This window comes from Caballeronia sp. LZ019 (assembly GCF_031450825.1).
Taxonomy (GTDB): Bacteria; Pseudomonadota; Gammaproteobacteria; order Burkholderiales; family Burkholderiaceae; genus Caballeronia.
Map to the genome: position 1 here is coordinate 2,517,509 of NZ_JARTVZ010000005.1, position 19,180 is coordinate 2,536,688.

Annotated in this window: 20 protein-coding genes; 18 read left to right on the forward strand and 2 right to left on the reverse strand. The window is 63.6% G+C overall.

Features of this window, described 5'->3' with window-relative positions:
* Position 1: 1 nt before the first annotated feature.
* The 3 genes from ppsA to P9255_RS25250 all read left to right on the forward strand — a co-directional run bounded on the left by ppsA (position 2) and on the right by P9255_RS25250 (position 3,910).
* Positions 2–2,419, forward strand: coding sequence for a phosphoenolpyruvate synthase (ppsA, locus tag P9255_RS25240; protein WP_309765013.1), 2,418 nt, complete (start codon positions 2–4; stop codon positions 2,417–2,419).
* A gap of 100 nt (positions 2,420–2,519) precedes the next feature.
* Positions 2,520–2,948, forward strand: a complete 429-nt coding sequence (locus P9255_RS25245) for an NfeD family protein (protein ID WP_309790600.1) — start codon at positions 2,520–2,522, stop codon at positions 2,946–2,948.
* 35 nt (positions 2,949–2,983) lie between these two features.
* On the forward strand, positions 2,984–3,910 hold the full coding sequence (locus tag P9255_RS25250) for an SPFH domain-containing protein (RefSeq protein WP_309765011.1): 927 nt from the start codon (positions 2,984–2,986) through the stop codon (positions 3,908–3,910).
* Between the two features lie 35 nt (positions 3,911–3,945).
* On the opposite strand, the gene smpB is transcribed toward P9255_RS25250, so the two are convergent.
* Positions 3,946–4,395, reverse strand: coding sequence for an SsrA-binding protein SmpB (gene smpB, locus P9255_RS25255; protein ID WP_309765010.1), 450 nt, complete (start codon positions 4,393–4,395; stop codon positions 3,946–3,948).
* A 119-nt stretch (positions 4,396–4,514) separates the two neighbouring features.
* Here smpB and P9255_RS25260 point away from each other — a divergent pair, with 119 nt between their 5' ends.
* Entirely contained in the window at positions 4,515–4,952 is a 438-nt protein-coding gene (locus P9255_RS25260; RefSeq protein ID WP_309765009.1) for a type II toxin-antitoxin system RatA family toxin, read from the forward strand.
* Positions 4,949–5,278, forward strand: coding sequence for an RnfH family protein (locus tag P9255_RS25265; RefSeq protein WP_309765008.1), 330 nt, complete (start codon positions 4,949–4,951; stop codon positions 5,276–5,278). The genes P9255_RS25260 and P9255_RS25265 overlap by 4 nt, the downstream gene beginning before the upstream one ends.
* Before the next feature lie 5 nt (positions 5,279–5,283).
* Here the strand turns inward: P9255_RS25265 and P9255_RS25270 are convergent, their stop codons facing one another.
* Positions 5,284–6,258, reverse strand: coding sequence for a DMT family transporter (locus P9255_RS25270; protein WP_309765007.1), 975 nt, complete (start codon positions 6,256–6,258; stop codon positions 5,284–5,286).
* Between the two features lie 197 nt (positions 6,259–6,455).
* Here P9255_RS25270 and guaB point away from each other — a divergent pair, with 197 nt between their 5' ends.
* From guaB to uraD, 13 genes are all read left to right on the forward strand, one after another.
* Complete coding sequence (guaB, locus tag P9255_RS25275) at positions 6,456–7,916, forward strand: IMP dehydrogenase (protein WP_035969465.1); 1,461 nt, start codon at positions 6,456–6,458, stop codon at positions 7,914–7,916.
* A gap of 51 nt (positions 7,917–7,967) precedes the next feature.
* Positions 7,968–8,777 (forward strand): hypothetical protein, encoded by an 810-nt coding sequence (locus P9255_RS25280; protein WP_309790601.1) that lies wholly within the window; start codon positions 7,968–7,970, stop codon positions 8,775–8,777.
* Between the two features lie 190 nt (positions 8,778–8,967).
* The gene (gene guaA, locus P9255_RS25285; protein WP_309765005.1) at positions 8,968–10,551 is read left to right on the forward strand and encodes a glutamine-hydrolyzing GMP synthase; all 1,584 of its coding nucleotides are present in this window, start codon (positions 8,968–8,970) and stop codon (positions 10,549–10,551) included.
* A gap of 29 nt (positions 10,552–10,580) precedes the next feature.
* Positions 10,581–11,132 (forward strand): RNA 2',3'-cyclic phosphodiesterase, encoded by a 552-nt coding sequence (gene thpR, locus P9255_RS25290; protein ID WP_309790602.1) that lies wholly within the window; start codon positions 10,581–10,583, stop codon positions 11,130–11,132.
* Between the two features lie 116 nt (positions 11,133–11,248).
* Complete coding sequence (gene ddpX / locus P9255_RS25295) at positions 11,249–11,812, forward strand: D-alanyl-D-alanine dipeptidase (protein WP_309765003.1); 564 nt, start codon at positions 11,249–11,251, stop codon at positions 11,810–11,812.
* A 259-nt stretch (positions 11,813–12,071) separates the two neighbouring features.
* Positions 12,072–12,479 carry a DnaJ family domain-containing protein gene (locus P9255_RS25300; RefSeq protein WP_309790603.1) on the forward strand — a complete coding sequence of 136 codons (408 nt, stop codon included), beginning with the start codon at positions 12,072–12,074 and terminating at the stop codon, positions 12,477–12,479.
* On the forward strand, positions 12,476–13,033 hold the full coding sequence (gene tadA, locus P9255_RS25305; RefSeq protein WP_309790604.1) for a tRNA adenosine(34) deaminase TadA: 558 nt from the start codon (positions 12,476–12,478) through the stop codon (positions 13,031–13,033). Before P9255_RS25300 ends, tadA begins: the two co-directional genes overlap by 4 nt.
* A gap of 19 nt (positions 13,034–13,052) precedes the next feature.
* Positions 13,053–13,973, forward strand: a complete 921-nt coding sequence (ldcA, locus tag P9255_RS25310; RefSeq protein ID WP_309790605.1) for a muramoyltetrapeptide carboxypeptidase — start codon at positions 13,053–13,055, stop codon at positions 13,971–13,973.
* Positions 13,974–14,268: 295 nt separating this feature from the next.
* Positions 14,269–15,003 (forward strand): GntR family transcriptional regulator, encoded by a 735-nt coding sequence (locus tag P9255_RS25315; RefSeq protein ID WP_309790606.1) that lies wholly within the window; start codon positions 14,269–14,271, stop codon positions 15,001–15,003.
* Positions 15,004–15,320: 317 nt separating this feature from the next.
* Positions 15,321–16,838 carry an NCS1 family nucleobase:cation symporter-1 gene (locus P9255_RS25320; RefSeq protein WP_309764997.1) on the forward strand — a complete coding sequence of 506 codons (1,518 nt, stop codon included), beginning with the start codon at positions 15,321–15,323 and terminating at the stop codon, positions 16,836–16,838.
* A 15-nt stretch (positions 16,839–16,853) separates the two neighbouring features.
* Complete coding sequence (locus tag P9255_RS25325; RefSeq protein ID WP_309764996.1) at positions 16,854–17,588, forward strand: aspartate/glutamate racemase family protein; 735 nt, start codon at positions 16,854–16,856, stop codon at positions 17,586–17,588.
* Positions 17,589–17,687: 99 nt separating this feature from the next.
* Positions 17,688–18,659, forward strand: a complete 972-nt coding sequence (gene puuE, locus P9255_RS25330) for an allantoinase PuuE (RefSeq protein ID WP_309790607.1) — start codon at positions 17,688–17,690, stop codon at positions 18,657–18,659.
* Positions 18,656–19,177 (forward strand): 2-oxo-4-hydroxy-4-carboxy-5-ureidoimidazoline decarboxylase, encoded by a 522-nt coding sequence (gene uraD / locus P9255_RS25335; RefSeq protein WP_309790608.1) that lies wholly within the window; start codon positions 18,656–18,658, stop codon positions 19,175–19,177. Before puuE ends, uraD begins: the two co-directional genes overlap by 4 nt.
* Positions 19,178–19,180 lie beyond the last annotated feature (3 nt).

The following is a 19,180-nucleotide window of genomic DNA, read 5'->3' on the forward strand; positions in this document are numbered from 1 at the left end:
TATGACTAACGCAGTCAATGTTGCGAACGATGTCGCAAAGGATCAGGCGTATGTAGTTCCATTCGAGCAGTTGCGAATGACCGACGTGGAAATCGTCGGTGGCAAGAATGCGTCGCTCGGCGAAATGATCAGCCAGCTTTCCGAAGCCGGCGTCAGCGTGCCGACGGGCTTCGCCACGACCGCGCTCGCATTCCGCGACTTCCTGCAGCACAACGACCTGACCGATCGCATCGCCAAACGTCTCGAGACGCTCGACGTCGACGACGTGAAGTCGCTTGCCGAAGCGGGCAAGGAAATCCGCCAGTGGATCGTCGACGCGCCGCTGCAGCCGCGTCTCGAAGACGAAATCCGCCGTCAATTCGAAGTCCTGCAAAACGGCTCGCCCGAAGAGCTGTCGTTCGCCGTGCGTTCGTCCGCGACCGCCGAGGACTTGCCCGACGCATCGTTCGCGGGCCAGCAGGAAAGCTATCTGAACGTGGTCGGCATCGAAGACGTGCTCGATCGCATGAAGCACGTTTTCGCGTCGCTCTATAACGACCGCGCCATTTCCTATCGCGTTCACAAGGGGTTCACTCACGCCGAAGTCGCGCTATCGGCGGGCGTGCAGCGCATGGTCCGCTCGGACGTCGGCGCGGCGGGCGTCATGTTCACCATTGACACCGAATCCGGCTTCAAGGACACCGTCTTCATCACGTCGAGCTACGGCCTCGGCGAGACCGTCGTGCAGGGCGCGGTCAATCCGGACGAATTCCACGTCTTCAAGACCACGCTCGCGCAGGACAAGTATCCGATCATCCGCCGCTCGATCGGCTCGAAGCTCATCAAGATGGAATTCACGCAGCCGGGCGAGGCGGGCCGCGTGAAGACCGTGGACGTGGCGCACGAGCAGCGCAACCGCTTCTCGCTGACGGACGAGGACGTCATTCAGCTCGCGAAGTATGCGGTGATCATCGAGAAGCACTACCAGCGTCCGATGGACATCGAGTGGGGCAAGGACGGCCGCGACGGCAAGCTGTTCATCCTTCAGGCGCGCCCGGAAACGGTGAAGAGCCAGGCTGCGGGCAAGGCCGAGATGCGCTTCAAGCTCAAGGGCCAGTCGAACGTCATCGCCACGGGCCGGGCAATCGGCCAGAAGATCGGCGCGGGCCCCGTGCGCGTCATTCACGATCCGTCGGAGATGGAACGCGTGCAGCCGGGCGACGTGCTCGTCGCCGACATGACCGACCCGAACTGGGAACCGGTGATGAAGCGCGCATCGGCCATCGTGACCAATCGCGGCGGGCGCACCTGCCACGCGGCGATCATCGCGCGTGAGCTGGGCGTGCCGGCAGTGGTGGGCTGCGGCGACGCCACCGACGTACTGAAGGACGGCGCGCTCGTGACCGTGTCTTGCGCCGAAGGAGACGAAGGCAAAATCTACGACGGCCTGCTCGAAACGGAAGTGACCGAAGTCCAGCGCGGCGAACTGCCGAAGATTCCGGTCAAGATCATGATGAACGTCGGCAATCCGCAACTCGCGTTCGACTTCGCGCAGTTGCCGAATGCGGGCGTCGGCCTCGCGCGGCTCGAGTTCATCATCAACAACAACATCGGCGTGCACCCGAAGGCGATTCTCGAGTACCCGAACATCGACGCCGATCTGAAGAAGGCGGTCGAAAGCGTCGCGCGCGGTCATGCGTCGCCGCGCGCGTTCTACGTCGACAAGCTGACCGAAGGCATCGCCACGATCGCGGCGGCGTTTTATCCGAAGCCCGTCATCGTGCGTCTGTCGGACTTCAAGTCGAACGAGTACAAGAAGCTGATCGGCGGTTCGCGTTACGAGCCGGACGAAGAGAACCCGATGCTCGGCTTCCGCGGCGCATCGCGCTATATCGCGGAAGACTTCGCCGAGGCGTTCCACATGGAATGCGTCGCGCTGAAGAAGGTTCGCGAAGAGATGGGCCTCGACAACGTGCAGATCATGGTCCCGTTCGTGCGTACGCTGAAGCAGGCGGATCGCGTGGTCGAACTGTTGAAGAAGTTCGGTCTGGAGCGTGGCGTCAACGGCCTCAAGCTCGTGATGATGTGCGAAGTGCCGTCCAACGCGATCCTCGCCGAAGAGTTCCTGCAGCGCTTCGACGGTTTCTCGATCGGCTCTAACGATCTGACGCAGCTGACGCTCGGCCTCGACCGCGACTCCGGCATGGAACTGCTCGCGGCCGACTTCGACGAGCGCGACGAAGCCGTGCAGTTCATGCTGAAGCGCGCCATCGAGACTTGCCTGCGACTCAACAAGTATGTGGGCATCTGCGGCCAGGGTCCGTCCGATCATCCGGACCTCGCCGAATGGCTGGCGAAGCAGGGCATCGAATCGATGTCGCTGAACCCGGACACGATCATTGACACGTGGCAGCAGTTGGCAAAGACCTTGTCAAAATGAGTCGTGAGCACGCCTTTCCGCTTGCTTACGGATAGGTGCGGCATGCTATAAAAAACACCCCGGACTGTTTCGTCCGGGGTGTTTTCGTTTGGAGACTGGCATGGCGATGAGTGGACTGATCTGGTGGATAGCGGCGGGCGTGTTGATCGTCACGGAGTTGTTCACCGGCACGTTCTATCTGTTGATGATCGCGCTCGGACTGCTCGCGGGCGGCATCGCGTTCGCCGTCGGGCTCGCGTTGCACGTGCAGATGGGCGTCGCGGCGCTCTTCGCACTGATCGCGGTCGTGCTGCTGCGGCGTTCGCGCTTCGGAAGCTGGAAGCGGCGCGACGCTTCACGGGATACGGCCGTGAACCTCGACATCGGCGCGACCGTGGAAGTCGCGCAATGGCACGACCGCCGTGCTCGCGCGATGTATCGCGGCGCGCAGTGGGACGTCGAACTCGCGCCGGGCGAATCGGAGGGCGCCCGCTGGTATTGCATCACGGCGCTGGAAGGCAGCCGGCTCGTCGTCGCGGCCAGGCGATGAACCGCCTCACCAACAAGCATTGAAGGAGTCACATAATGATTTTTGCTGTCATCCTGCTCGTGATCGCCATCGTGATCGTCGTGAACACGGTCAAGATCGTTCCGCAGCAGCACGCATGGGTGCTGGAGCGGCTCGGCCGCTATCACGCCACGCTCACGCCTGGTCTCAACATCGTGCTGCCGTTCATCGACCGCATCGCGTACAAGCACGTGCTCAAGGAGATTCCGCTCGACGTGCCGAGCCAGGTCTGCATCACGCGCGACAACACGCAGCTTCAGGTGGATGGCGTGCTGTACTTTCAGGTCACGGACCCGATGAAGGCGTCGTATGGATCGAGCAACTTCGTGATCGCGATCACGCAGCTTTCGCAGACGACGCTGCGCTCGGTCATCGGCAAACTGGAGCTCGACAAGACCTTCGAAGAGCGCGAGTACATCAATCACAGCATCGTGAACGCGCTCGACGAAGCCGCGTCGAACTGGGGCGTGAAAGTGCTGCGCTACGAAATCAAGGACCTGACGCCGCCGAAGGAGATTCTCCACGCGATGCAGGCGCAGATCACCGCCGAGCGTGAGAAGCGCGCGCTGATCGCGGCATCCGAAGGGCGCAAGCAGGAGCAGATCAATCTGGCGTCGGGCGCGCGCGAGGCCGCGATCCAGAAGTCGGAAGGCGAGCGTCAGGCGGCGATCAATCAGGCGCAGGGTGAGGCATCGGCCATTCTCGCGGTGGCTGAAGCGAATGCGCAGGCCATCGAGAAGATCGGTGCGGCCATTCAGACGGCGGGCGGCATGGAGGCCGTGAACCTGAAGGTGGCGGAGCAGTATGTCGGCGCGTTTTCGAACATCGCCAAGACGGGCAACACGTTGATCGTGCCGGGCAACATGTCGGACATGAGTTCGATGATCGCGTCGGCGCTGGCCATCGTGAAGGGCGAGGGCGGAAGCGTCATTCGCAAGAGCTGAAAACAATCGGGGCGCTGAAGAGCGCCCCGATTGTTTTAACGCGTTGCCGTTCGCATCAGGCGGCCGCGTTCGCGTTCCCAGTCGCGCTTCTTCTCGGTCTCGCGCTTGTCATGCAGCTTCTTGCCCTTCGCAAGGCCGATTTCGCATTTCACGCGGCCTTCCTTGTAGTGAAAGTTGAGCGGCACGAGCGTGTGACCGCGCTGCTCAATCTTGCCGATTAGCTTGTCGATCTGCTCGCGATGCAACAGCAGCTTGCGCGTGCGCACCGGGTCCAGATTGGCGAACTTCGACGCCTCGGGCAGCGGGCTGATGTGCGTGCCGATCAGGAACAGCTCGCCGTTCTTGATCACCACGTAGCCTTCCTTGATCTGCGCGCGGCCTGCGCGCAGCGCCTTGACTTCCCAGCCTTCGAGCACGAGACCGGCCTCGTAGCGTTCTTCGATGAAGTAATCGAAGAAGGCTTTTCTATTGTCAATGATGCTCATGAATGGAAAGTGCCCAACTCGTTTAAAATCACGATTTTAGCAGCGCGCCGCCCGACAAACGAAGCCGTCTTCGCGGGTCCTGCGCGCCGCCACCCCAACAAGCCACCCGCTGCGCCCTTATGGCCGACGTCCAGAAAACCGTATTGATCCGCCATTCGGCGGAAGAAATGTTCGACCTCGTCACCGATGTCGCCGACTACCCGAACTTCCTGCCGTGGTGCGGCGGCGTCGAGATCGGACGCCAGGACGAGCACGGCATGGAGGCGAAGATCGACATTAGCTTCAAGGGCATCAAGCAGCACTTCGCGACGCGCAACGTCCAGAAGCGCCCGACGCATATCGATATGGAGTTCCTGAGCGGCCCCTTCAAGAAGTTCACGGGCTACTGGCGCTTCACGCCGTTGCGCGCGGATGCCTGCAAGATCGAATTCGCGCTGCACTACGAGTTCTCGAATCTCATTCTGGAAAAGATCATCGGGCCGGTCTTCAGTCATATCGCGAACACGTTCGTCGATTCCTTCGTGAAGCGCGCCGACCAGCGCTACGGCAAGAAATGAACCTGCGTATCGATGTTTGCTACGGCTTGCCCGGCGGCGACAGCTTCTACGCGCATGTCGATCTGAGCGACGGCGCGACGGTGGGCGAGGCTATCGAGGCAAGCGGGGTGCTCAGGCAGCACCCGGAGATCGATCTGTCGACGCAGAAGGTCGGCGTGTTCGGCAAGCTGAAGCCGCTGTATGCGGCGCTCGTCGATCTGGATCGAGTCGAGATTTATCGGCCGCTGAAGGTCGATCCGAAGACCGCGCGTCAGCGGCGCGTTGACAAGGCGCGCAAGGCGGGGTCGATCGAAGGCCGCAAGTGGCAATCGAAGGATGCGCGCTAACCGCGTCAATGCGCCGGCGCTTCCTTGCTCGCGGCAGCCGGCTCGACGCTATGTTGCCGCACCGACCAGCACACGCCCGCGATCAGCAGCACGATAGCCAGCACTTCCGGCACGCGGGGCCACCGGCCGTCGTAGACGAATGCGTAGAGAAGCGCGAACAGCGTTTCGAATACGATCATCTGGCCCGATAGCGTGAGCGGCAAGCGTTTCGCCGCCGCGTTCCACAGCATGTTGCCGAGCCACGATCCACCGGTCGCGAGCGCGAAGCACACGATCCAGAAGAGATGCCACCGCGCATCCGGCACGCTCGCCTGGACCATGCCCGCAGGCAGCATCCAGACGACCGCGCCGAGCATTGCCCCCAACAGGCCGGTCACGATGCCCCACAGCACGGACCATTCGTTGCCGTCGAAGTGATGATTCGCCTGCAGATAGCGCGCGTTGACGACCGCGTACCACGTCCACGAAGCCAGCGCGCCGACGGCGCACGCGAGCCCGGCGATCCGCGTCAGCACGCTCGCAGCGGGCGCGTCGCCGTGATGCATGAGCACGTCGCTGAAGACGTCGAGATTGATGCACGCGATGCCCGCGAGCACCAGCGCGAGCGGCGCAACGAGGCGCTTCAGTTCGACCGCGCCATGATCGCGCCGCCCGGCGAGCGTGACCGTCACCGGCAAAATGCCGACGATCAGCGATGACGGCGCGACGCCCACGAGTTGCACCGCACTCGCGAGCAGCATGTAGTAGAGCAGGTTGCCGACGAGCGCGAGCTTGACGAGCGCGATTAGATCGGCGCGCGTGAGCTTTGCGAGAAGCCGCCGCGCGAAGGGCAACGCGACGGCAACCGATACCGCCCCGTACATCAGATAACGCCCTACGCTCAGCATGAGCGGCGAGAAGTCCGGCAACAGGCGCGGCGCGAGAAAAATGAAGCCCCAGATGGCTCCCGCCAGCATTCCATACATCACACCGCGCTGCATTGCCCGACTCCCTGCTTTGATCCGTTCGACGGCGGAGGTTACACGCGCCGCCGGCCCGGCGTCTTGTCGAAAGCTGCACGCAAGCGCGGCCGCGCCGAGGCCCGATCTTTGCAGGTGAATGTCGTAAGCTGCTGTCCAGACAGTGAAAACCCGGGGAACTATCGGTATAATCTGCTTTTGCGCCCATAGGATTTGCCATGCGTCTTATCCAGAAAGCACTCACGTTCGATGACGTGCTCCTCGTGCCCGCGTTCTCCAGCGTTCTCCCGCGCGACACCAGCCTGAAATCCCAGCTGACTCGCAACATTTCCCTGAACATGCCCCTCGTGTCCGCCGCCATGGACACGGTCACCGAAGGCCGGCTCGCCATCGCAATGGCGCAGATGGGCGGCATCGGCATCGTTCACAAGAATCTCACCGCAAAAGAGCAGGCGCGCGAAGTCGCCAAGGTCAAGCGCTTCGAATCGGGCGTCGTCCGCGATCCGATCACCGTGCCGCCGCAAATGCGCGTGCGCGACGTGATCGCGCTGACGCAGCAACACGGCATCTCCGGCTTCCCGGTGGTGGAGGGCGCGCAACTCATCGGCATCGTGACGAACCGCGACCTGCGTTTCGAAGAGCGGCTGGACGAGCCCGTGCGCAACATCATGACGCCGCGCGAGCGTCTCGTGACGGTCAAGGAAGGCACCTCGCTCGCCGAAGCCAAGGCGCTGATGCATAGCCATCGCCTGGAGCGCGTGCTGGTGGTCAACGACGCATTCGAGCTGCGCGGCCTGATGACGGTCAAGGACATCACCAAGCAGACCGAAAACCCCGACGCGTGCAAGGACGAAGACGGCAAGCTGCGCGTCGGCGCGGCCGTGGGCGTGGGCCCGGACAACGAAGAGCGCGTCGACCTGCTCGCGCAGGCAGGCGTTGACGTCATCGTGGTCGATACCGCGCACGGCCATAGCCAAGGCGTGCTCGAACGCGTGCGCTGGGTGAAGCAGAACTATCCGCGCGTTCAGGTCATCGGCGGCAATATCGCGACGGCGGCGGCGGCCAAGGCGCTCGTCGAGTACGGCGCGGATGCGGTGAAGGTCGGCATCGGACCGGGCTCCATCTGCACCACGCGGATCGTCGCGGGCGTGGGCGTGCCGCAGATCACGGCCATCGCCAACGTGTCCGAAGCGCTGCGCGGCAGCGGCGTGCCGGTTATCGCGGACGGCGGCGTGCGTTTCTCGGGTGACGTGTCGAAGGCGCTCGCAGCGGGCGCGAACGTCGTCATGATGGGCAGCATGCTCGCGGGCACCGAAGAATCACCGGGCGACGTGTTCCTGTTCCAGGGCCGCCAGTACAAGGCATATCGCGGCATGGGCTCGGTCGGCGCAATGAAGGACGGCGCGGCGGACCGCTACTTCCAGGACAACTCGGCGAACATCGACAAGCTCGTGCCGGAAGGCATCGAAGGGCGTGTGGCCTATAAGGGTTCGGTGAACGCCATTCTCTTCCAGGTCGTCGGCGGGGTGCGCGCGAGCATGGGCTATTGCGGTTGCCGCACCATCGCCGAACTGCATGAGAAGGCGGAGTTCGTGCAGATCACGGCGGCCGGCATGCGCGAATCGCATGTGCATGACGTGCAGATCACGAAGGAAGCGCCGAATTATCACGTCGATTAATGCGTTGACGCGTTTGTCCGTGAGTGCGTCGATAACCCTGGTGGACCCATCATGAAACCGTTGCTGCGCGCCGTGCTGGTCGTCAATGCCCTGATTTTCGTGGTGTTCGGCGTGCTGTTCCTGCTGACGCCCTGGGCCGGTCTTTATGAAGGGCTGCAGCTCGGGGCGATGCGCGTCGAACCCGCGTTCGCCGGGCAGTTGCTCGGCGTCGCGCTGCTCGGATTCGCGTGGCTCTCGCTGCATGCCGCGATCGACGGCGCGTTGACCGCGGCGGCCGCTAAGGCGTCGGGTCACGTGCAGTGGCTGTCAGGCGTGATCGTGCTGGTGTGGCTGCTCGGACTGCGCACGCCGCAGGTTGACGGCTTCGGTCAGGTGAGCGCGGCGCTGATCGGCATCGTGCTGGTGGTGCTGGGGCTCGGCAGCGTGCGGCTCGCGTCCGCGGTGCGGCGGCGCGAGCGCGCGGCGGCGGCCGGCGCGGCATCCGCGGAACGCGCGGAGAAGAAAGCCGCGCAGACGCGCGATGCAACGCGTCCGCCCGTCGTGGCGGTCCCGACGCCGCCGGATACCGCCACTCGTCCGGCCGCACGCGCCCCCGACGTCACCGCTATCGATCCGGTCACCGGCCGCACGGTGGATGCCGCCACGCCCGCTGCCGCCTCGCGCGTGCGATCCGAAGCCGGCATGGTCGATCCGGTGACGGGCCGCACGCTCGATCCGCAAACGGGCCGCGAGATCGATCCGGTCACGGGAAAACGCATCGATCCGGTCATCAGCGGGGAAATCGATCCGGCGACGGGCCGGCGCGTCGATCCGCTGACGGGGCGTGTCGTTCCCGATCCGGCGAGCGGAGCACCACGCTGAACGCGCGCACGCAGACACAGGCACACGCGCACGGCGCGCCGACGGTCAGCCCGTCACATCGACGCGCGCAAGCAGGAAGCACAAGTACGGTCGGCCTTCGCGCCGGCCGTCGATTTATTGGCGACAAGCCGCCTGAATGCACGCTTGTCGGCCCACACCTCATTCGTTCACTTAGCCTTTGCCCGCAGCCATGCACGACAAAATCCTGATTCTCGATTTCGGCTCCCAAGTCACCCAGCTGATCGCCCGGCGCATCCGCGAGTCGCACGTCTACTCGGAGATTCATCCGTATGACGTCGACGAAACCTTCATCCGCGAGTTCGCGCCGAAGGGCATCATCCTGTCGGGCGGGCCGAATTCGGTCACCGAGGCGAAGTCGCCGCGTGCGCCGCAGATCGTTTTCGATCTCGGCGTGCCTGTGCTCGGCATCTGCTACGGCATGCAGACGATGGCCGACCAGCTCGGCGGCAAGGTCGAACTCGGCAAGGTGCGCGAATTCGGCTATGCGGAAGTGCAGGCGCTGAATCACACGGGCTTTCTGGAGGGCATCGAGGACTTCAGGAATGCGGAAGGCGAGGCGATGCTCAAGGTGTGGATGAGCCACGGCGACAAGGTCGCGGACCTGCCGGCAGGTTTCAAGCTGATGGCCTCGACGCCCGCATGCCCGATCGCCGCGATGGCCGACGACGATCGCCGTTTCTACGGCGTGCAATGGCATCCGGAAGTCACGCACACGGTGCAAGGCCGCGCGATGCTCGATCGCTTCGTGCTCGAACTGTGCGGCGCGCGGGCCGATTGGGAGATGGGCCACTACATCGATGAAGCCGTGGAGAAGATTCGCGCGCAAGTCGGCGGGGAGCACGTGATTCTCGGTCTGTCGGGCGGCGTGGATTCGTCGGTGGCGGCGGCGCTGCTGCATCGCGCGATCGGCGATCAGCTGACGTGCGTGTTCGTCGATCATGGCCTCTTGCGTCAGAACGAAGCCGAGCAGGTGATGTCGACGTTCGCGGATCACCTGGGCGTGAAGGTGATTCACGTCGACGCCAGCGAAGCGTTCCTGCAGAAGCTCGCCGGCGTCACCGATCCGGAAGCGAAGCGCAAGATCATCGGCGCGGAGTTCGTCGAAGTGTTCCATGCCGAGTCGGAGAAGCTGACCGATGCGAAGTGGCTCGCGCAGGGCACGATTTATCCGGACGTGATCGAATCGGCGGGCAAGGGCAAGAAGGGCGCGCATACGATCAAGAGCCACCACAACGTCGGCGGCTTGCCCGAGACGCTCAATCTGAAACTGCTGGAACCGCTGCGCGAGCTGTTCAAGGACGAAGTGCGCGAACTGGGCGTGAAGCTCGGACTGCCGCCGGCGATGGTGTATCGTCATCCGTTCCCTGGACCGGGCCTCGGGGTGCGTATTCTTGGCGAAGTGAAGCGCGAGTTCGCGGACCTGCTGCGAAAGGCGGATGCGATTTTCATCGAGACGCTGCGCAATACCGTCGATCCGGAGACGGGCAAGTCGTGGTACGACCTGACGAGCCAGGCCTTCGCGGTGTTCCTGCCGGTCAAGAGCGTCGGCGTGATGGGCGATGGACGGACTTACGAGTACGTCGTCGCGCTGCGCGCGGTGCAGACGCTGGACTTCATGACCGCGCATTGGGCGCATCTGCCGCATGAATTGCTCGGGAATGTGAGCAATCGGATCATCAATGAAGTGCGCGGTGTGAATCGCGTCGTGTACGACATTTCGGGGAAGCCGCCTGCGACGATCGAGTGGGAGTAATCTAGCCCCCCAAAGCGGGAGTCAGTGACATGAGCACCCCAAGGCCCACCGACTCCCTCTTCCTCGCTATCCACCCCGACGCCTCCGCCGCCTCGCGCATCCACGACGAGGCGGCGCGCCTGCGCATCGAGCACAGGCTGCGTGCGACGCCCATCGCTGCTGATCGTCTGCACATCACGCTGCATTACCTCGGCGCGTTCGCGGGCCTGCCTGCCGATGTCATCCATCAGGCGCGCGTCGCGGCATCCTCCGTCGCGGCGCCGCCATTCGACCTCGCGCTCGACCGCATCGAAACCTTCTCATCGCGCCGCCCGCGACGTCCGCTCGTCCTCGCCGGCAATCCGAACCAGGCGTTTTCCGTTTTCGTCGATCGTCTCGGCAACGCGCTGCAAGCGGCCGGCATCACCGTGAGATCGCATCCGCAGTTCATCCCGCACGTGACCTTGCTGTACACGGAGCAGCGCATCGCCCGACAAACCATCGAGCCTATCGAATGGACCGTGCGCGAGTTCTCGCTCGTTCGCAGTCTGCTCGGGCGTTCGCAGCACGAAATCTTGGCGTGCTGGCCGCTCGCGTCCTGACCGACGCACGACGATTGCGCGAAACCGTTCACGTATTTCTTGGTCGGGGTTATGGTTAGCGGTAGCCGCATCGACCGTTGCCACGAAGACGAAAAACACGCCAGGATTCCGATTACATGACTCGATCCCGTCTGCTGCACGTCACACCGGAAACGCATCACGTCCACATCGATCTCGTCTACGCGACCGATCGCAATCTCACCGGCAAAGCCATCTACAAGGCCGGGCACTGCCTGCTGCTCGAACCCGCCGAAGCCGCGCTGCGCCGCGCGGTCAGCATTGCGGGTAGCTTCGGCATGACGCTGAAAATCTTCGACGCGTACCGCCCGCCGCAAGCGCAGAAAGTGCTGTGGGACTTCCTGCCGGATCCGAACTTCATCGCCGAACTGGGCCGCGGCTCGAACCACAGCCGTGGCACGGCGATCGACCTCACGCTCGTCGACGAACACGGCAGCGAGCTCGACATGGGCACCGGATTCGACGCGATGGTGCCCGAGTCCGCCCACTTCCACGCCGGCCTGCCGATCTACGTGCAACGCAATCGCACGCTGCTGCTCGGCGTCATGCATGGCGCGGGCTTCACGCATATCGCAAGCGAGTGGTGGCATTACGAATTGCCCGGTTCGCGAGACTTTCCGCTCATCGACAACGAAGCAAGCGGCCCCTTGCGGCTGATGTAAGCCCGACAGGAGGCGAGATAACGCACGCCACGGCTGGCGTATGTTGCAACCCCGGTGTTGCGCGAAAATCCGCACGCGCCGAACGTCCGTGCGCGGCGCCGATGGCAATAGGCGGCCGCTGATAGAATACGAGATGGATTGTCGAGATGTGCCGAACAACGCGCGAGCGCGTCATTCCGGCTGCCGTCCGACTTCAGGCTAACCACGCAAATCGTGACAGACCGCGTCCGTATTGGATGAAAGCCGGTCGCAATCCCCGATGAAATTGCTAGATGCTTTAGTCGAACAGCGGATCAACGAAGCCGCAGCCCGCGGCGAGTTCAAGGACTTGCCGGGTGCAGGCGCCCCGCAGCAACTCGACGACGACCTCCTCGTGCCCGAGGAAGTGCGCGTCGCCAATCGCATACTCAAGAACGCGGGCTTTGTCCCGCCGGCCGTCGAACAGCTTCGCGCGCTGCGCGGTCTCCAGGAAGAGCTGGACAAGGTGACGGACCCTGCCGCCCGCTGCCGTATCCAGGTGAAGATGCTCGCCCTCGACATGGCGATCGAATCGCTGCGCGGCGGCGGCTGCGTGCCGCATGAATATCGCCGGCGCATCGCCGAGCGGTTGTCGGAGCGCGCGGCCGCACAAGGCGATGCAGGCGACATGGAGTCGAAGGAATCTTGACGGTCATTCTTACGCCCGATGCGGCCGAAAATGCTGCGCGCCTTTTGGCCAGCGAGCGGGACCGCCGCTACATGACGATGGCGCAGCACGCCGCCGATGAAGCGCGCCGCGCGGGCGAAGTGCCGGTGGGCGCGGTCATCGTGCTGGGCGACGAAGTCATCGCGACGGGATTCAATCACCCGATTCGCGGGCACGACCCTTCCGCGCATGCCGAAATGGCCGCGCTTCGCGCCGCCGCGCAGGCGCTTCGGAACTATCGGCTGCCGGGCTGCGAACTGTACGTGACGCTCGAGCCTTGCCTCATGTGCGCCGGCGCGATCATGCATGCGCGCATCGCGCGGGTGGTGTTCGGTGCGACGGACCCGAAGACGGGCGCGTGCGGCAGTGTCGTCGACATGTTCGCGAACGAGCAGCTTAATCATCACACGACGGTCACGGGCGGCGTGCTCGCCGACGAATGCGGTCACGCGCTCAAGAATTTCTTCGCCGAACGCCGGCGCCTCGCACGCGAAGAACGTGCTGCGCGTCAGGCCCGCGAGGCTCACGCTTCCTAAACCAACACACCATAGAACCGTGAAATCACGCACCATCGATCTCGTCGCGCCTTCTGGTTATCCGCAGGATCCGGCAGCCGTTGAGCGAGGCATCGGGCGATTGCGGGCGCAGGGCCATCGCGTCGAGAACGTCGAAGCGACGCGACGGCGCTTCCAGCGCTTCGGCGGCACCGACAGCGAGCGCGCCGCCGATCTCAACCGCCTCGCGGACCCGTCGCGGCGGCTGCCGGACATCGTGCTCGCCGTGCGCGGCGGGTATGGGGCGTCGCGCATCCTGCATGGTCTCGATTACGACGGCCTGCGGCGGCTCGCCGATCAGCCGGTCGCGCTCGTCGGCCACAGCGATTTCACGGCGATCCAGTGTGCGCTCTATGCGCGCGCCGCCGTGAAGAGCTTCGGCGGCCCGATGTTCGCCGGCGATTTCGGCGCGGAGAACGTCAGCGCCTTCACGATGCACAACTTCTGGCAGGCCATTTCCCGGCCGAGCTTCACCGTGACGAGCCACGCGCCGCAGCGCCAGTCCGTTGACGTGACGGGCATGCTGTGGGGCGGCAACCTCGCGATGCTGGCGGCGCTGGTAGGCACGCCCTATCTGCCGCCTGTCGATGACGGGATTCTTTTCATCGAGGACGTGAACGAGCATCCGTTTCGCATCGAACGGATGATCTATCAGCTTCATCAGGCGGGCGTGCTGGGACGGCAGCAGGCGGTCGTGATGGGCGAGTTCTCGGGCGGACGCTTGTCGGAATACGACAACGGCTACACGCTCGACGCGATGATCGATCAGGTGAGGGCAGTGACGGGCGTGCCGTTCGTGACCGGCCTGCAGTTCGGGCATGTGGAGAATCTGCTGACGCTGCCGTTCGGTGCGACGGCGCATCTCGTCGCGACGGAGCGCGGCTTTACGCTCAGGATGAGCGACTATCCGCACCTCGCTTAACGCAGTAACTAAAGGCGCTCCCCGAGCGCCTTTATCTGAGCCATAGTCCGCAACTAACCGTCCGATTTTGCGCCAACCAGAAAACATAGCGCACCACGCCAGCGCCGAAATTGTCGACAAAAAAGTGCCGTCAATGCTGACAAATTTTATCTGAATCCGTCGAAAGACCGGTCGGCAAAGGCGTTCGACCCCGGTCGGTCACGTCCGAACGTCCCCTCAAGCCCGGAAATCCAAATTCAATTGTTGACAATCTTTATGTCGATTCTAAGATGTTCAACATGCAAGCGAGCACATCATGTCCGACACTAAACCGAGTGCTGCATCGAACGCTTCAGCCGGCGCGAATGCCGAGTCGATCGCCGAGAGCATCCGCGCCGCGATCCTCGAACATCGCCTGGCGCCAGGCGCGAAGCTGACCGAAGCGCAGTTATGCGAAGTGTTCGATGTGAAGCGCGGTCCGGTCCGTCAGGCGCTCGCGCAGCTGGCGAACGAACGGCTCGTCGATCTCGAACCGAATCGCGGCGCGTTCGTCGCGAGTCCGTCGCTGCAGGAAGTGCATGAAGTATTCGAAATGCGCCGCATCATCGAGCTGGCGGTCGTCGAGCGGATAGGGAAGGGGCACGGCACGCGCCGGCTCAAGTCGATCAGCGCGACCATCGGACGTGAAAGGCGCGCGTTCGAGAACCACGATTTTTCCGCATGGATTCGCCTGTCGGGCGACTTTCATACGGAACTCGCGGCGCTCACCGGCAATACCGTGCTGTGCGATTGCCTGTCGGGACTCGTCGCGCGTTCTACGCTGATTTCGGCGCTGTACGAATCGCTCGGCAAGAGCTCGTGTTCCTTTGAGGATCACGAAGCAATTCTCGCCGCACTGGATGCCGGCGATGCTGCAAAAGCGGCCGCTTTGATGGCCCAGCATCTGCGGGATGTCGAATTGAAGATGCTCGAGCGGCCCGCACGCGGCGCCGTCGATCTGAAGGAAGTATTCGCGCGCCCCGGCGAACGCGAAAAGGCGTTCGGCGCATGATGCGCTGTATCACGACATAACGAACTGGAGACCGCGCTCGCAAGACGAGCGCGTGAAGAGACGCATGCGCGGCAGACGCAGCATGCGCAGCACTGAACAGAGCGCTCGCAAGAGCGTGCAATGAAAACGTCCATCGGCGGGCGAACAGGGCACACGTCCCGTTCGCCCTTGGCACGACGCCGTGAAGACTTCAGCAAATCCGAAGAATGCCGCGTGTGGCCGGGCGCTTGCCCGAACTGCCGAAGGTATCCGATCGACGCTTGTCGCCCGAGCATTTGCCGCTTTCATTTCGCAAGCCGCCCATCCAAGGAGAGGTCATGGCTCAGTTCAGTGCAACGCCCGGCAGTTCCGCGCTGCCGCCGTATGAGAACCAGTACGACGGACAATCCCCCGCGCATGAGATCGGCATGCCCGCCGGTTACAGCGATCGCCTGTATAACGAAGACCTCGCACCCCTGAAGAATCAGACCTGGGGTGCATACAACATCTTCGCGTTCTGGATGTCGGATGTGCACAGCGTCGGCGGCTATGTGTTCGCGGGCAGTCTCTTCGCGCTGGGCCTGACGAGCTGGCAGGTGCTCATATCGCTCCTGATCGGCATCGGGCTTGTGAACGTGCTGTGCAACCTCATCGCGAAGCCGAGCCAGGTGGCGGGCGTGCCGTATCCGGTCGCGTGCCGCGCGACCTTCGGCGTGCTCGGCGCCAACATTCCCGCCGTGATTCGCGGGCTGATCGCGGTCGCGTGGTACGGCATCCAGACGTATCTGGCGTCGAGCGCACTCGTGATCGTCGTGCTGAAGTTCGTGCCTTCGCTGATGCCTTATGCCGATGTGCATCGCTATGGCTTCGTCGGATTATCGGCGCTCGGATGGGCGGGCTTCATGCTGCTCTGGGTGCTGCAGGCCGTGGTGTTCTGGCGCGGCATGGAGATGATCAAGAAGTTCATCGACTTCGCCGGTCCCGCCGTGTACGTCGTGATGTTCATTCTCGCGGGCTATATGGTGTGGCGCGCGGGCATCGGCAACATCGGGCTGAATCTGGGCGGCGTGAAGTATCACGGCATGGAAGTGGTGCCGGTGATGATCACCGCCATCTCGCTCGTCGTGTCGTATTTCTCCGGGCCGATGCTGAATTTCGGCGACTTCTCGCGCTATTGCAAGAGCTTTCGCAGCGTGAAGCGCGGCAATTTCTGGGGCTTGCCGGTCAACTTCCTCGCGTTCTCGCTCGTCACCGTCATTACGACTGCCGCGACCTTGCCGGTGTTCGGACAACTGATTACCGATCCCGTCGAAACCGTGGGCCGCATCGATCATCCGACCGCGGTGATCCTCGGCGCGCTGACGTTCACCATCGCGACTATCGGCATCAATATCGTGGCCAACTTCGTGTCGCCGGCTTTCGATTTCTCCAACGTCGCACCGCGTCTCATTAGCTGGCGCATGGGCGGAATGCTGGCCGCCACGGCGTCGATCTTCATTACGCCGTGGAATCTGTTCAACAACCCGGCCGTGATCCATTACACGCTCGACATTCTCGGCAGCTTCATCGGGCCTTTGTACGGCGTCCTGATCATCGACTTCTATCTGGTCAAGCGCGGCAAGCTCGTAGTGGACGACCTGTACACCACGTCCGAGAGCGGCAAGTACTGGTACACGAAGGGCGTGAATCGCCGCGCGGTGATGGCGCTGCTGCCCGCCGCAGTCATCGCGATTCTGTGCGTGATGCTGCCGTCGCTCGAAGGCGCCGCGAACTTCTCGTGGTTCATCGGCGCGGGGCTGGGCGCGGTGTTCTACTGGATGCTGGCAGACCGCAAGCGTGCAGCGCAAGGCGAATAAAGGAAGGAGACAGCAATGCGCATCAAACTCATCAACCCGAACACGACGCAGCGCATGACCGCTTCGATGGCCCGCTGCGCCCGTGAAGTCGCCGCACCGGGCACGGAGATCATCGCCGTCAGCCCGACGATGGGCCCGCCGTCCATCGAAGGGTACTACGACGAAGCGATCGCATCGCTCGGCCTGCTCGCCGAAGTCGAGGCGGGCGAGCGGCAGGGCGTCGATGCCTACGTGATCGCGTGCTTCGGCGACCCCGCGCTGTACGCGGCCCGCGAACTGGCGCGCGGGCCGGTGATCGGCATCGCGGAAGCCGCGATGCACGCGGCGAGCGTTATCGCGCCGGGGTTCTCGGTCGTGACGACCTTGCAGCGCACGTGCGGCATGGCGTGGCATCTCGCCGAACGCTACGGCATGTCGCGCTTCTGCAAGAACGTGCGTGCGACCAACGTCGCCGTGCTCGAGCTCGACGAGCCGGGATCGGCGGCGCGCGCGACGATCGTCGACGAATGCCGGCGCGCGCTGGACGAAGACGGTTCGGACGCGATCGTGCTCGGCTGCGCGGGCATGGCCGAGTTCTGCCGCGAAGTCGAGGACGCGATCGGCGCGCCGGTCGTCGAAGGCGTCACGGCGGCGGTCAAGTGGGCGGAGGCGCTGGCGGCACTCAGGCTGCATACGGCGAAACGCGGCGACTTCGCTCGTCCGCTCGCGAAACGCTACGACGGCGTGCTCGCCGATTTCAGTCCGCGCTGATTGCCAATATCTGCGCCGCTGTATGGGCGCGTGCGGGCCTTTTCGCTACACTGAATCGTTGACAATCCGTTGTTCAACGCCCAGCTTTCTACCCCAGCCATGTCTCTTGATCCGAACTATCCGCGCGACCTGATCGGCTACGGCCGCCACCCCGTGCAGGCGAACTGGCCGGGACGCGCGCGCGTCGCCGTGCAATTCGTGCTGAATTACGAAGAAGGCGGCGAAAACTGCGTGCTGCATGGCGATGCCGGCTCGGAGCAGTTCCTGTCGGAAATCGTGGGCGCGGCGGCGTATCCGTCGCGTCACATGAGCATGGAATCGATCTACGAATACGGATCGCGCGCGGGCGTCTGGCGCATCCTGCGCGAGTTCGAGAAGCGCGGCCTGCCGCTCACGGTGTTCGGCGTCGGCATGGCGATCGAGCGGCATCCCGAGCTGGGGAAGGCGTTCGTCGAGCTGGGACATGAGATCGCGTGTCATGGGTATCGGTGGATTCACTATCAGGACATGTCGCCCGAGCGCGAAGCGGAGCACATGCGGCTTGGCATGGAAGCGATCGAGCGCGTCACCGGCGTGCGTCCGCTCGGCTGGTACACCGGGCGCGACAGTCCGAATACGCACCGGCTGGTCGCCGAGTACGGCGGCTTCCTGTACGACTCGGACTACTATGGCGACGACCTTCCGTTCTGGATGGACGTTGACGTGACGGGCGGCAAGACCGCCTTGCAACTGATCGTGCCGTACACGCTCGATACCAACGACATGCGCTTCGCCACCCCGCAGGGCTTCAACACGGGCGATCACTTCTTCACCTATCTGCGCGATGCCTTCGATGTCCTCTACGAAGAAGGCGACGAGGCGCCGAAGATGCTCTCCATCGGCATGCATTGCCGGCTGCTCGGGCGTCCCGGGCGATTCCGGGGACTGCAGAAGTTTCTCGATCACATCGAGAAGCATGATCGCGTCTGGGTGACGCGGCGCGTGGATATCGCGCGGCACTGGCGCGAGCATCATCCGTATCAGGGGAACACCGAAACCAAGGGCGAAACCAACAACGGGACGGCGGCATGAAAGCGATGCAAACCACACTCGAACAACTCAACGTCATGCCCGCCGATGCGTTCGTGACCGTGCTCGCGGGCATCTTCGAACATTCGCCCTGGGTCGCCGAGATCGCGGCGCAGAAGCGGCCGTTCGCGAGCATCGACGCGCTGCATGCGGCAATGTCGCAGGCCGTCGAACAAGCCGGCGGCGAGAGGCAGCTCGCGCTCATCAACGCGCACCCGGAACTTGCGGGCAAGGCGGCGGTGCGCGGCGAACTGACCGCTGAATCGACGCGCGAGCAGAGCGGCGCGGGCCTCGACCTCTGCACGCAGGAAGAGTTCGACAAGCTGCAGTCGCTGAATGCGGCGTATCGTCAGAAGTTCGGCTTTCCGTTCATCCTGGCTGTGCGCGGCTACGACCGTCACGGCATCATCGCGAACTTCGAAGAGCGGGTGAATCACGACCGCGACGAAGAGCTTCGCACGAGTCTCGATCAGATCTACCGGATCGCCCGTTTCAGGTTGAACGACCTCATCGCGGCCTGATCC